This is a genomic window from Amycolatopsis sp. NPDC026612 (assembly GCF_040638285.1).
Taxonomy (GTDB): Bacteria; Actinomycetota; Actinomycetes; order Mycobacteriales; family Pseudonocardiaceae; genus Amycolatopsis.
Window position 1 is genome coordinate 34926 of the sequence record NZ_JBEZYB010000007.1, and the last position, 13221, is coordinate 48146.

At 73.4% G+C, this 13221-nt stretch carries 9 protein-coding genes; 2 read left to right on the forward strand and 7 right to left on the reverse strand.

Going from position 1 to position 13221, the window contains the following annotated elements:
• Positions 1 to 12 precede the first annotated feature (12 nt).
• The 6 genes from AB0F15_RS09930 to AB0F15_RS09955 are packed head-to-tail and all read right to left on the reverse strand — an operon-like array spanning position 13 to position 9367.
• Positions 13 to 1245 (reverse strand): hypothetical protein, encoded by a 1233-nt coding sequence (locus tag AB0F15_RS09930; RefSeq protein ID WP_360268003.1) that lies wholly within the window; start codon positions 1243 to 1245, stop codon positions 13 to 15.
• 31 nt (positions 1246 to 1276) lie between these two features.
• Positions 1277 to 2878, reverse strand: a complete 1602-nt coding sequence (locus AB0F15_RS09935) for an allophanate hydrolase (RefSeq protein ID WP_360268005.1) — start codon at positions 2876 to 2878, stop codon at positions 1277 to 1279.
• A complete protein-coding gene (gene uca / locus AB0F15_RS09940; RefSeq protein ID WP_360268007.1) occupies positions 2875 to 6423 on the reverse strand; it encodes an urea carboxylase in 3549 nt (1182 codons plus the stop codon). The genes AB0F15_RS09935 and uca overlap by 4 nt, the downstream gene beginning before the upstream one ends.
• Complete coding sequence (locus AB0F15_RS09945; RefSeq protein ID WP_360268010.1) at positions 6420 to 7055, reverse strand: urea amidolyase associated protein UAAP2; 636 nt, start codon at positions 7053 to 7055, stop codon at positions 6420 to 6422. Before AB0F15_RS09945 ends, uca begins: the two co-directional genes overlap by 4 nt.
• The gene (locus AB0F15_RS09950; protein ID WP_360268013.1) at positions 7052 to 7885 is read right to left on the reverse strand and encodes an urea amidolyase associated protein UAAP1; all 834 of its coding nucleotides are present in this window, start codon (positions 7883 to 7885) and stop codon (positions 7052 to 7054) included. Before AB0F15_RS09950 ends, AB0F15_RS09945 begins: the two co-directional genes overlap by 4 nt.
• A 12-nt stretch (positions 7886 to 7897) precedes the next feature.
• The gene (locus AB0F15_RS09955) at positions 7898 to 9367 is read right to left on the reverse strand and encodes an amino acid permease (RefSeq protein WP_360268015.1); all 1470 of its coding nucleotides are present in this window, start codon (positions 9365 to 9367) and stop codon (positions 7898 to 7900) included.
• Positions 9368 to 9546: 179 nt separating this feature from the next.
• Here AB0F15_RS09955 and AB0F15_RS09960 point away from each other — a divergent pair, with 179 nt between their 5' ends.
• On the forward strand, positions 9547 to 10212 hold the full coding sequence (locus tag AB0F15_RS09960) for a helix-turn-helix domain-containing protein (RefSeq protein ID WP_360268018.1): 666 nt from the start codon (positions 9547 to 9549) through the stop codon (positions 10210 to 10212).
• 77 nt (positions 10213 to 10289) lie between these two features.
• Here AB0F15_RS09960 and AB0F15_RS09965 read toward each other — a convergent pair whose 3' ends face one another.
• On the reverse strand, positions 10290 to 12836 hold the full coding sequence (locus tag AB0F15_RS09965; protein WP_360268021.1) for a CHAT domain-containing tetratricopeptide repeat protein: 2547 nt from the start codon (positions 12834 to 12836) through the stop codon (positions 10290 to 10292).
• A gap of 95 nt (positions 12837 to 12931) precedes the next feature.
• On the opposite strand from AB0F15_RS09965, the gene AB0F15_RS09970 reads away from it, so the two are divergent.
• The gene (locus tag AB0F15_RS09970) at positions 12932 to 13213 is read left to right on the forward strand and encodes a hypothetical protein (protein ID WP_360268023.1); all 282 of its coding nucleotides are present in this window, start codon (positions 12932 to 12934) and stop codon (positions 13211 to 13213) included.
• Positions 13214 to 13221: the final 8 nt, after the last annotated feature.

The following is a 13221-nucleotide window of genomic DNA, read 5'->3' on the forward strand; positions in this document are numbered from 1 at the left end:
GGGTGAGGCTTGTTACCGCGGAGTTGTCCAAGATCTCAGCTGATCGTTACGCAGTTCGGCGAAGACGCCGTCGGCGTGGGCGATGGGGTGGAACCCCGGGGCGAAACCGACGCGGGCGCCTTCGGCTGGGTCCCAGACCTCCAACCCCGCCTCGGCGGCGACGTACAGCAGGCCGTCGTGGCCCCACATCCGCCCGGCAGGCCCGGCGAAGGACCCGGTCCAACGCCCGGTCGCGGCTTCGCGCAGCTCGATGCCGTCGAGGAGCGGCGAGTCGCTGCCCATGCCCTGCAGGGCCACGGTGTTCTCGTCCAGCCAGGCCATCGGGGTGTCCCAGGCATTGCCGCGGTCGGCGAGGTGGCGTCCGTGTTCGGGAGCGTGCCGGTCGCCCGCGAGCCACGCCGCGCAGTCGATGACCAGCGGAATGCCCACCGGGTGCCAGGCCCAGCCGTCGGTGAGCAGCGAACGGCCGGACGGGCTGGGCAGCAGGGCGCCGAAGAAGTAGTCGAGGTAGTCCCCGGGGTTGTCCTCGCGGGTGGTGGGGCGCTCGGTCAGCAGCCGGCCGGTGGCCGCGTCGAAGACGTCGAGCCGGTTCCAGTCCGTGGCCGCCACGAACCGGCCCTCGCCGAGGAAGGCGAACGGGAAGCGGGTCCACTCGTTGTCGTTCCAGTCACGATCGAGGTCGAGCACGGTGACCCACTCCGCCAGGTCGACGACGGTGCCGTACTGCCCGTAGTCCGAGACGATCGCCGCGAACCGCCCGTCGGGCGAAGTGTGCAGCGCAGGCGCCCGGGGCCGGTCCGGGCGCTCGTACCGTTCGACGTCACGCTCCTCGGGCAGCACGACCGGCCCGAGGAGCCACTGGTCCTCGTCGTCGATCCGGACGAAACCCGCTTCGGCGAGCGCGAGCCAGCCGCCTGGCGCCGGCGCCAGGCACCGGTCGTTCAGCGGGCGCACCGGGCAGGGCCGCGTCGCCCAGGTGCCGTCGAGTTCGCGGTCCCGCAGCAGGACCTCGGGCGAGCCGCGCCAGCCGAGGTGCGCCAGTTCCTCGGCGCGGTCGAAGCAGCCGACGCACGCGTCGAGCAGCTCCGGGGCCGGAAGATCGGCGCAGGGGCCGCACAGCAGGGCGAAGTCGGTTTTGCTCCCGGTGAGCACGCGGAAGCATCCGGGCCCGTTGTCGGTGGTGAGGTGGGCGCAGACCCGCGCCCCGGCGGCCGGAGCGAGATGGCCGCACGAACGGACTTTCACCACTTCAGTGTCGACCGGCCGCGCAACCCATTTACCGGACGCCGAGGTGCGCCAGCCAGCCACCCTTCGCCGAGATGTCCTCCGCTCCCTCCGTCGCCGCCGGCTCGCAGAGGAAGCCGGACACCGACCTGCCGTCGGCCAGTTCCAGCTTCCCGATGGCCAGGGGGGCCGGGATTCCGGCCACGAACTCGCCGAAGCCCTTCGCGGGCAGCTCCCACACCTCCGCCGCCACCGGCACCCCGCCGGACGCGACCCGCACCAGCCCGGGCTTCGGCGGCACCGTGTCCAGCGCGTACAACCGGTACGAAGCCGCCGTCGACACCGTGGACACGAACCGGCCGCCCCGGGACGTGAGTTCGTGGTTCAGCGGCTGACCCCGCAGGTGCGCGCCCACCACCACGATCGGGATGCGGGACGTGCGCAATCCCGCCAGCGCCGCCAGTTTCAGGTCGTCGTGCGGGGCACCGAGGAACATCACGCCGAACGGACGTCCGTGCACCGAGCCCGCCGGGACGGAGAGGGCCGACAGTCCGAACAGGTTGGTCGCGTTGGTGAACCGGCCCAGGCGCGCGTTGACCGCCACCGGGTCCGCCGCGACCTCCGCCAGGGTCGGGTGCTCGGTCGTCGTCGGGACCAGGAGCGCGTCGACGCCCGCCAGCACGGCCAGTGCTGCCGCCCGCAGCCCCGCCAGGGTCTCCTGATCGGCGAACAGCCGGTGCGCCGGGATGTCCCGCGCCGGGCCGATGATCGAGCGCACGACCGGGTCGACGGCGTCCGGGTGGGCGTCGATGAACTCGCCGACCGCGGTGTACCGCTCGGCGACGAACGCGCCGCCGTACAACAGCTGTGCGGCTTCCAGGAACGCCGAAATGTCCACAGTGGTCACTTCGGCGCCCGCGGCCGAGTACTCCGCGATGGCCGCCTCGAACGCCTCGGCCCAGCCAGGAGCCAGGGGGCCCAGCTGGTCCGGGGACGGGACACCGAGCCGGAACCGTCCGGTGTGGACCTGCGCGGGCTCGGCCAGGCAGGTCAGCGCGAACGACGCTTCTTCGACCGTCCGCGCGAACAGCGAAACGCAGTCGATGCTCGCGCAGGCCGGGACGACTCCTTCGGTGGACAGCAGGCCCGGGGTCGGCTTCAGTCCGACAATCCCGTTGAAGGCCGCCGGTACCCGCCCGGATCCCGCGGTGTCGGTGCCCAGCGCCAGGTCCACGATGCCCAGCGCGACGGCCACCGCCGAGCCGGAACTCGACCCGCCGGAAACGTAGGCGGGATCCACGGCGTTCCGCACTGCACCATAGGGACTCCGCGTCCCGACCAGGCCGGTCGCGAACTGGTCCAGGTTCGTCGTGCCGAGCACCAAAGCGCCCGCCGCCCGCAGCCGCGCCACCACCGGGGCGTCGGCCTCCGGCTTGTACGCGTAGTCTGGGCAGCCCGCCGTCGTTGGCAGGCCCGCGACGTCGATGTTGCCCTTGACCGCGACGATCTTGCCGTACAGCGGCAAGCCGCGCTCTTCCAAAGCCGCGGCCTCGGCCAGGACGTCGGCTTCCGGCCGGAGGTCGATCCAGATCTCCGGCCGGTCGACCCGCTCGATGCGCCGATAGGCCGCCCGTACCCGCTCCACCGCGCTCATCCCAGCACCACCAGCGGCGTGCCGGGGGCCACCTGGTCACCGGGGGACACGAGCACTTCGACCACCTCACCGCTCGCCGGCGCGGGGATCCGCGCCTCCGTCTTCATCGCTTCGAGCGTCACCAGCGACTGCGCGTTCTCGACGCGCTCGCCCGCGGCGACGTCGACCCGCCACACCGTCGCCGCGAAGGGCGCCTCCACGACGTGCCCGCCCGGCGGTGCCTCGACCCGGGCCGGCGGCCGGGTGACCGGCTCCGGCTTCGGGTCGAACTCGCCCGCCGCGGCCCACGCCTGCCGCTCCGCCTCGAACGCGGCCGACTGCGTCGCCCGGAAGTCCGCGATGCTGCCGGCGTTGTCCGCCAGGAACTTCTGGTAGTCCGCCAGCGCGAACGAGCCCTCGGTGGTGTCGAGTTCCTGCTGCCCGGACGCGCTGCGCGCCCGCAGGTCCAGCAGCTCCTCGGCCGACACCGGGTACCAGGAGATCCGGTCGAAGAACCGCAGGTTCCACGGCTGGTCGCCGCCGCGCCAGCTGTTCCACACTTGGACGGTCCGCCCGACGAACTGGTAGCCGCCCGGGCCTTCCATGCCGTAGATGCAGAGGTAGGCGCCGCCGATGCCGACGGAGTTCTCCGCCGTCCACGTCCGGGCCGGGTTGTACTTGGTCGTGACCAGGCGGTGACGCGGGTCCAGCGGCGTCGCCACCGGCGCGCCGAGGTAGACGTCGCCGAGGCCGAGCACGAGGTACTCGGCGTCGAACACCGTGCGGTACACGTCGTCCACACTGGACAGTCCGTTGACGCGCCGGATGAACTCGATGTTCCACGGGCACCACGGCGCGTCGTCGCGCACGCCGGTCATGTACCGCTCGATCGCCTCGCGCGTCGCCGGGTCGTCCCACGACAGCGGCAGCCGGACGCTGCGGCTCGGCACCACGAGGTCGTGCGTCGGCGGCAGGTCCCGTTCCAGTTCCCGCACCAGCCCGAGCGCCTTGCCGACCGGCAGCGCGTCCGGGTCGACGTGCACCTGCAGCGACCGGATGCCCGGCGTCAGGTCCACGATCCCCGGCACGCCTTCGGCCGCGAGCCGCTCGGCCAGCGCGTGCACCCGCATCCGCAGGGCGAGGTCGAGCTTCATCTCGCCGTATTCGACGAGCAGGTTGTCGTCGCCGCTGCGGCGGTAGGTGACCGACGGCTCGCCCGAAGATTCCACACTGTCCGAAGAGGACAGTCGCGCGAGGACGCCGCCGTCGTCGCGCGCGGGCCGGCTCGGCTCGACCGCCGACGCGGGCCGCCTCCGCAGCGCCGCCGCGTGATCGGGGCCGATCGGCACGAACCGCACGGTGTCGCCCGGCCGCAGCTGCCCGAGCTTCCACCGCTCGCCGGTGGCGACCGTGGCCGGGCAGACGAACCCGCCCAGGCTGGGCCCGTCCGGGCCGAGCAGGATCGGCAGGTCGCCGGTGTAGTCGACGGCGCCGATTGCGTACGGCGTGTCGTGGATGTTCGACGGGTGCAGGCCCGCCTCACCACCGTCCGCGCGGGCCCACTTCGGCCGCGGCCCGACGAGCCGGACGCCGGTGCGCGCCGAGTTGAAGTGCACCTGCCAGTCCGTGGCGTAGAACGTGTCGACGTCTTCGGGGGTGAAGAACTCCGGTGCCGCGTGCGGCCCTTCGAGCGCGCCGATCGTCCAGTGGGTGGCGATCGCGGGCCGGTCGGCCTCCGCGACCGGCCCGAGGACCGGGTCCGCGGGCGCCGGACCGGGCCGCAGGACGTCCCCGGCGGCCAGCGCGCGGCCGCCGTGGCCGCCGAACTTCCCCAGCGTGAACGTCGCCGCGCTGCCGAGGAACTCCGGCACGTCGACCCCGCCGCGGACCAGCACGTAGCTGCGCAGCCCGGCGGTGCACGCCCGGACGTCGAGCGCCGCGCCCGCGGGGACCTCGACGGGCGTCCACAAGGGCACCTCGGCGCCGTCGACGAGGACCGTCGCCGGCGCGCCGGTGACGCACACCTCGGTGGCGTGCGAGAACCGCAGCGCCACGCCGTCCACAGTGCACTCCAGGCCGGGCGCGCCCTCGGGGTTGCCGAGTGCGAGGTTGCCCAGCCGCAGCGAACGGTCGTCCATCGGCCCGCTCGGTGGCACCCCGACGGACCAGAACCCGGAGCGGCCCGGCCAGTCCTGCACGGTCGTCATCGTCCCACCGCGGACCACGTCGATCCGCGGCTCCGCGTCCTCGACGTCGTCCAAAGTGGACGTGTCGTGGACGGCGGCGGCGAACGCCCCGGCGGCGGCCGCCGCCCGCAGCTGTCCCAGGTTGGTCTGCACCCCGTCGAACCGGGTGGCCGCGAGTGCGTCCCGCAGGTTCGCCAGTGCCTCGGCGCGGTCGGTCCCGGCGCAGATCACCTTGGCCAGCAACGGGTCGTAGTGCGTGGTCACGGTCGTGCCCGCTTCGACCCAGGTGTCCACCCGCGTTTCCGGGGGCAGCGTGACCCGCGTGACGAGTCCCGCGCTCGGCCGGTGCCCGGCGCTCGGGTCTTCGGCGTAGACCCGCGCTTCGACGGCGTGGCCGCGGGCGACGGGCACCGCGCGGAACATCGCGCGGTCGCCCTGGGCGAGCCGCAGCATCCAGGCGACCAGGTCGACGCCGTAGACCGCTTCGGTGACCGGGTGCTCGACCTGCAGCCGGGTGTTGACCTCGAGGAACGCCGCCTCGCCGCGCTCGGCGTCGTAGACGTATTCGACCGTGCCCGCCGAGCGGTACCGCACCGACGAGCACAACGCGACGGCCGCGTCGACCAGCTGCCGCCGGACGGCCTCGGGCAGCTCCGGCGCCGGGCACTCCTCGACGACCTTCTGGTTGCGCCGCTGCAGCGAGCAGTCGCGCGTGCCCAGAGCCAGCACCTCGCCGAAGCCGTCGCCGAACACCTGGACCTCGACGTGCCGCGCGCGGGTCACCAGGCGTTCGAGGAAGACCCCGGAGCTGGCGAAGCTCTTGGCCGCGACGCTGCGCACGGTGTCCCAGGCGGCGCGCAGCTCGTCCGGTGACGCGCAGGCGCGCATCCCGATCCCGCCCCCGCCGCCGGTCGCCTTGAGCATCACCGGGTAGCCGATGTCCTCCGCGCGCGCCAGTGCTTCGTCCACATCGGACAGCAGCCCGGTGCCGGCCAGCAGCGGGACGCCCGCCGCGATCGCCGCCTCGCGCGCGGTGTGCTTGCTGCCGAACACCTCCAGGTGCTCCGGGGACGGCCCGGCGAACGCGATCCCGGCGTCTTCGCAGGCCCGCGCGAACGCCGCGTCCTCCGAGAGGAAGCCGTAGCCGGGGTGGATCGCGTCGCAGCTGGTCTCCAGCGCCGCGGCGATGATCGCGCCGGCCCGCAGGTAGCTCTCCGCCGCGGGCGCCGGGCCGAGCCGCACGGCCCGGTCGGCGAGCCGCACGTGCGGGGCGAGGCGGTCGGCGTCGGAGTACACCGCGACCGTTTCGACCCCCAGGTCCTTCGCGCTGCGCAGGATCCGGACCGCGATCTCGCCGCGGTTGGCGACGAGCAGCCTCACTCGCCGCCTCCGGGGGAGATGACGATCATCCGCACCGGCGTCGGGTCGAACCCGTTGCAGGGGTTGTTGATCTGCGGGCAGTTCGAGACGAGCACCAGCACGTCGGTCTCCGCGCGCAGCCGGACTTCCAGGCCCGGCGCGGAGATGCCGTCGACGATGCCGAGGGTGCCGTCCGCCTCGACCGGCACGTTCATGTACCAGTTGACGTTGCTCACCAGGTCGCGCTTGCCCAGGCCCCACTTGGCGCCCTCGATGAGGAAGTTTTCGACGCAGGCGTGCTGGTAGCGGGTGTGCTGACCGTAGCGGAGGCTGTTGGACTCCTTGCTGCACGCGCCGCCGATCGTGTCGTGGCGGCCGCAGGTGTCGGCGACCACGGTCAGCAGCGGGGCACCCTCCTGGGTGCGCAGCACGCTGCCGGTGGTCAGGAAGATGTTGCCCTGCGCGGCGATCGTCGCGGCCGCGCTGTAGCGCTGCGCCGTGTCGTCCGCGTCGTAGCAGAGGAAGTCGACGGCCTGGTTGCCGCCCAGGTCCATGATGGCCAGCTCCTGGCCCTGCTTCAGCACCGTCGAGAACGGCGCCCGCGCGGGAACGTCGAAGCTGACTTCCAGCTGCGATTCGTACGTCGTGCTCATGCGATCCCCCGGGCGGTGAGGTAGTCGGCGGTGTTCTCGAAGGCGCGCTGCGCTTCCGGCGTGTGCGTCCACTCCGGACTGTCCGGAGTGGACGGCCGGTCGCGCCAGGCGAGGACTTCGAGCTTGGACACGGCGTAGTCCGGGCGGGGGTCGAGCGGGTGGGCGACGTTGGCGAGCAGCACGATCGACGGGATCTCGATCCGCAGCTCGACGGACTGTCCCGCGCCGGCGGAGCCGGTGAACTCCAGGCCGCCATCGGGCTGGACCCGCACGCCCTGGAAGAACGACAGGCTCGGCGGCAGATCACGCGGCCCCAGGCCGTTCTTGGCCGCCGCCAGGGTGAGCAGCGGCAGTCCGGCGGGGGAGGGGCCCTGCGGGGAGCCGTCACCGTAGTGCGCGGTGTTGCCGTCCACAGTGGACGTCCCGCACAGGGCGTCGTGCTTCCCGCTCGAGTCCGCGACGATCGTGGCGAGCACCCGCGCCTGGTCCGACAGCAGCGCCACCGACTCGCCGAGGTAGGCGTTCCACTGCACCTTGACCGTGTCGGCGACGTTGAGCCGTTCCCATGGCCCGTCGGCGTTGAACAGCAGCAGGTGTGCGCACGCGTTGCCGTCGACGTCGGTCAGCCGCAGCCGCGTGCCCCGGGCCAGCACCTTGTGCGTGTACCCGCCGCCGGCCACGGTTTCGGCCCAGGTCAACGCCTCGGGGGCGACGTCGGGCACCGCGGATGGCCAGGTGCTCGCCGGGATCGACGGCATCGTGTCGACCACGGTGCCGGCCTGGGCGCGGGCGTGGTCGCGCGCTCCGTAGGTCGTCGCGGTGGTGCTCATGGTCGTCCTCTCTCAGATCGCGGGTTCGAGGGCGGGAGCGGGGCGCAGCCGCAGCCAGCAGAGCCAGCCGATCACCAGTGCGCCGCCGACGAACTCTATCGGGAACAGGAGCATCCAGGGGGAGCCCGAACCGGCGAGATCGTAGATCTCCGCGCGGGGCCACGCGATGTTCACGATCATGCCGATTCCGTAGACGACGGCTGCCCCGTTCAGCGCAACGCCCCAGCGGCCTAGGGAGAACCGGCCCGCCTCCGCCGGGAATTGCCCGCGCAGCCGTTTCACCAGCAGCGGCCCGGTGACCAGCAGGTAGGCCAGGTAGACGACGACCACCGACGTCCCGGTGATCGTGCTGAACAGCGTCGGGTTGCCGACGTTGAGCAGCAGCAGCCCGATGGCCAGCGCCCCGGACAGCAGCGCGGGCGCGACCGGCGCCCCGGTGCGCGGGCTGACCGCGGCGAGCCGGGCGGAGGCCGGGAGCGCGCCGTCGCGGGCCATCGCGTAGATCAGCCGGACGGTGCCGGTCTGGATGGTGAGGGTGCAGACCACGACGGCGATCGCGACGTCGGCGAGGAAGATCCGGCCCAGGGTGTCGCCGAAGACGGCCGTGATCACGTAGGGCAGGCCGTGGCCGGCGAGCTGCCCGTCGGTGAGGCTCGGCGCGGCCATCAGTGCGGTGAGGACCACCGCCAGGCCGCCGATCCCGGAGACGAGCACGGCCCGCAGCACCGCACGGGGAGCCGTCTTGCGCGCGTTCTTCGTCTCCTCCGCGACCGAGGCGGCGGTGTCGAAGCCGTAGAGCACGTACGCCGCCATGAGGGCTGAAGCGAGCACGCCGCCCATCCCGGCGCTGGTGCCCGGCGCGTCGTGCAGCACGACCTGCGGGCCCCGCACGGCGAACAGCCCGAGCCCGATGACCAGGACGACGACGCCGAGCAGTTCGGCCGCGACGCCGACGTCGTTGATCCGCGCCATCAGCCGGACGCCGCCGGTGTTGACCGCGGTGGTGAAGACGAGCAGCAGCGTGCCGAGCAGCACGGCGTTGGCCGCGCCGGTCGGCGACGTCACCGACGGGTCGCCGCCGACGAACTGGAAGCCGTCCCACACCGACGGCAGCACGACCTGCAGCGCGATCGCGGCCGCCGCGAGGGCGACGATGCAGCCGAGCAGCATCATCCAGCCGGCGAGCCAGCCCAGGAAGCCTTTGCTGAGCTGTTTCGCCCACTGGTACACGGATCCGGCGAGGGGATAGCGCGCCGCTAGTTCGGCGAAGACCAGCGCGACGAGCACCTGGCCGGCCAGGACGACCGGCCACGTCCAGAAGAAGAGCGGCCCGCCGAAGGTGTAGCCGAAGCCGAAGAGCTGGAAGACGGTGGTGAGGATGGAGACGAAGGAGAAGCCGGCGGCGAAGGCGGAGAACCCGCCCAGCGACCGGCGGAGTTCTTGGCGGTAGCCGAAGGCGGCGAGTTCGTCGGGTGGGGTCATGCGCGCTCCTGACCTGGTTTCTATCGCTTGACAGAAATTAAGGCGTGGCCACGACGCCGTGATCTCCGGCGCGTTAGGGACGGGTTAACGCTCGTACCGACGGACCGTCAACGGCGACATCCGGGCGTAACAGCACCTCGGTGGGAGTGCTCCGGTCCCGGACCTGGCAAGATCACGCTGTGGGCAACGGGTCGGGGGTCGGCAGGCCGAGGGCGAGCGGAGCGGCGGCGAGCCGGCCGGACGCGCGCCAGGCGGTGCTCGACGCGGCGGGGGAGTTGTTCACCGGAGCCGGTTACGCGGCCACGACGACGCGGGCGATCGCCGAACGCGCGGGCCTGCGCCAGGCGTCGCTCTACTACCACTTCCCGGCGAAGGAAGACATCCTCGCCGAACTGCTGGCCGAGACGGTCCGCCCGTCGCTGGCCGTGGCGGCCCGGCTCGTCGCCGGCGCGGCCCCGGCGGCGGTCCGGTTGTGGGCGCTGGCGTACGCGGACATCGGCCTCCTCGGCGGCGCCCGGCACAACCTGGGGGCGTTGTACCTGCTGCCCGAGGTCGGCTCGCCCAACCTGGCCCGCTTCCGCACCGAGCGCGCGGAACTGAAGGAGGCGTACGGCCGGTTGGTGGCGGCGTCGGGCGTGCCACCGGAAGCGGCCGGGGTCCGGACGGACCTGGTGTTCGGCCTCGTGGAGAGCATCGCGGTGATCCGCAGGGACGACCCGGCCCTGGACGTCGAGGCCCACGTCCGCGAGGGCGCCGACGGCGTGGTCCGGTTGGCGGGGTTGCCGGAGCCGTCGGACGAGCTGCGCGCGCAGGCGCACCGGCTGCTGGCGACGCTCGCCGACTGACCAGGACCCGAGCGCCCCAATGTGGCCTTCGGTGCGTTGAACGCACCCAAGGCCACATTGGGGCGCTCGGGGGCCTGTCAGCTGCGGCCGAAACAGACGAACGGCATCAGCGGCTCCGCCTGCGCCGCATCCGCCAAGGCGCGCGCCGGGGGTGTGCCCCCCGCCAGTGCCTGGTGGAACGCCAGCATCACGCCCCCGGCGGTGCGGTCGTCGACCCGCGCCACGCTCGAGACCACCGTGCGGCTGCCGCCGTAGAGCAGCGCCGCCGTGAAGCCGAGGACCTCGTCGCCCGCACGGACCACCGCCTGGCCGACGTCGCACGAGGACAGCACCACCTGCTCCGGTGCCGTCGCGAGCTGCTGGACGTCGTAGGCCATCAGCGGCCCGTCGGCCAGGGTGAGCCGGGAGAAGAGCACGTTCTCCCGCTCGTGGTGGCCGTGCGCGGCGAAGTGGGCCAGGCGGCAGCCGTCGAACGCCTTGAGCGTGGCCGCGACCGTCGCGTCCGGGCCGGTCAGCACCTCGGCGTCCGGGTACAACGGCGCCAGCCGGGCGACTTCCGCCTCCGCGTGGATCAGGTCGGAGCCGGCGACGAGCAGCGGCGCTCCGGTCGCCCGGCCGGACCGGTGGCCCGCGTCGAGCCAGGCCGACGACGACGGGGTGACCGTCACCGGGCGGCCGTGCACCGTCGGCAACAGCCCCCACGGGATCGCCGAAAGCGCACCGGTCGGCACGATGACGACGTCGAGGTCGCCGAGCCGGGGGGCCAGCGGCGCCAGCAGGATCGCGTCCAGCGCGGTGACCTGCGTCCGCACCGAACGGCGGATGACCTGGTCCAGCCGCGGTGGCAGCTGGCGCCCGCACAACGCGTCGAGGTCGCTGTGCAGCCGCGCGACCGGCTCCGCGACCGCCGACGCCGGGCCGAGCTCGATCAGCGCCACCCGGTGGTTCGCGATCACCTGCGCGCACAACGCACCCCGATCGGCGAGGAAGCACACCATCGCGCTGCCGGCCGCCGCGAGCTCGTCGCCGATCTCGCGCAGCTTCGCCTCCGGGTGGTCGACGTCGACGCCTTCGGCCTGCCAGCCCTTCGCGCGGATCTCCCGTTCCAGCGCGGCACACCGCTTCACGGCCTGGGTGTCCGGCTTCCCGGCTAGCTCGCCCGCGCGGATCTGCATCGAGAGGAACCGCAGCTCGGCGACGGCGTCGACGATCTCCGGGTGCGCCGGCGGGCGCACCGGCCGGAACCGGAACGCCTGGGCGCGCGAGCGGTCGAGCCAGCGGAACACCACGCCCGGCGAGCGCTGGGCGAGTGCGGCGGCGAGACCGGCGTCGGCGAGTTCCTTGCCCAGTGACGTCGTCCCGGTCTGCAGGTCGAGGCTGCCGAACCGGCTGCGGTGCCGCTGCAGCTGCGCTAGCCCGGCCCGCGCGTTCGCGAACGTCACGCGCCGGTGGCCGGTGGCCGCCCCGAGCTCGGCCAGCGCGAGCCGCCGCACCAGCCGGTTCTCCAGCGGCGCGGTCCGGCGGTCGCGCGGGGCGATCCCGGCGCGGGCGCCGTCGAGGTCGCCCAGCGCGATCCGGGCCCGGGCCGCCAGCAGCGCCGCGATCTCCGCGTCGTTGCGCAGGCCCAGCCCGGTGAGCCGCTCCGCCAGCGCGGTCGCTTCCACGGAGACGCGGGCGATCCGCCGCCCGGCCGCGAAGTCCGCGCGCAGCACGGTCAGCTGCGCCACCGCCGCCCAGGTTTCGTTGCCACGACGGCGAAACCGGCGTTCGGCGCGCCCGGCCCAGCTCCGCGCGGCCGCCGGAGCACCGCTCGCCAGCGCCGCCAGCGCCCTGGTCAGCTCGGCCTCGGCGTGTTCCTGGTTCATCCGCAGCCGCGGGAACAGCTCCAGCGCCGCGTCCAGTTCGGCGGCCGCTTCGTGGGGCAGCCCGGCGGCCAGCAACGCCCGCGCCTTGTCCACGGCCAGCACCGGCAGCATCCCGACGCTCTGCTCGGCGTAGAAGCCGCTCGCCGCGTCGAAGTCGCGCAGGGCGCCCGGGATGTCGCCGGTCAGCACCCGTGCCTGGCCGCGGCCGTGCGCGGCTTTGGCGAAGATCCTGGCCAGGCCCTCTTCTTCGAGCTGGCCGGCCCCGACCTGCTCGCACTGGTCGAGGTCGGCGAGCGCGAGCCGGACGCGGCCGGCGTACTGGTGCAGCATCGCGCGGTTGAGCAGCGTCCTGGCGAGCACGACGAATTCGCCGGCCTGCCGCAGCAGCGGGACGGCTTCGTCGAAGCACGTCAGCGCCTCGTCCATCCGGCCGATCAGGATGAGCACGAGACCGCGTTGCTGGCGCAGGATCCCGCGCCCGGCGTCCGACACGAGGGCGTCGGCCTCGTCGAGCAGTGCCAGCCCGCGGGCGCTGTGGCCCAGCGCCGTTTCGACGGCCGCGTAGGTGCCGAGCACGCGCGTCGCGAGGTCAGGCCAGGCCGGCCACTCCGGCGGTGGTTTCGCGGCGGGCAGGCCGAGGAGGCGCGCGGCGGAGCGGATCAGGCGGCCGCCGACCACCGGTTGGCCGTTGTTCGTCGCCGCGACCGCACGCCGGTGCAGGTCGCGGACCCGGTCTTCGACCCTCGGCGACGCGACCACGGGCTGCCCTTTCGGCCGGGGAAGAACGCCCCGGATCGTACCTCCGAGTCAGAGGTACCAGGCAGCTCTCGGACGCGGGTCAGTACGGTGACCGGATGTCCTTTCCCGGGTCGACGGTCATCGGAGCACTGCCGCGCCGGTACCGCGGGATCGTCGTGGAGCTGCTCGGCGACCGCGCCCCGGACCTGCTGGCCGCGCTGCGGACGCAGGCGAAACCGACCCTCGCCCAGCATGAAGCCGTGCTCGAGGTGCTGGCCGGCGCCTTCGTCGACCACCTCGGCCCCTGGGAGGAACCCACTCCGAGGGGCGCGCTCATCGACGACGCTCTCGGAGCGTTCCTCGAACGGTGGCCCGCCGAGGACCTCACCGAGCGGTGATCCGCCCC

Bases quoted from the DNA above. Each gene is read 5' to 3' on its own strand.
- AB0F15_RS09935 (WP_360268005.1), bottom strand. From the start codon at position 2,878: ATGAGCGCGGTGGAGCGGGTACGGGCGGCCTATCGGCGCATCGAGCGG.
- AB0F15_RS09945 (WP_360268010.1), bottom strand. From the start codon at position 7,055: ATGAGCACGACGTACGAATCGCAGCTGGAAGTCAGCTTCGACGTTCCC.
- AB0F15_RS09950 (WP_360268013.1), bottom strand. From the start codon at position 7,885: ATGAGCACCACCGCGACGACCTACGGAGCGCGCGACCACGCCCGCGCC.
- AB0F15_RS09955 (WP_360268015.1), bottom strand. From the start codon at position 9,367: ATGACCCCACCCGACGAACTCGCCGCCTTCGGCTACCGCCAAGAACTC.
- AB0F15_RS09970 (WP_360268023.1), top strand. From the start codon at position 12,932: ATGTCCTTTCCCGGGTCGACGGTCATCGGAGCACTGCCGCGCCGGTAC.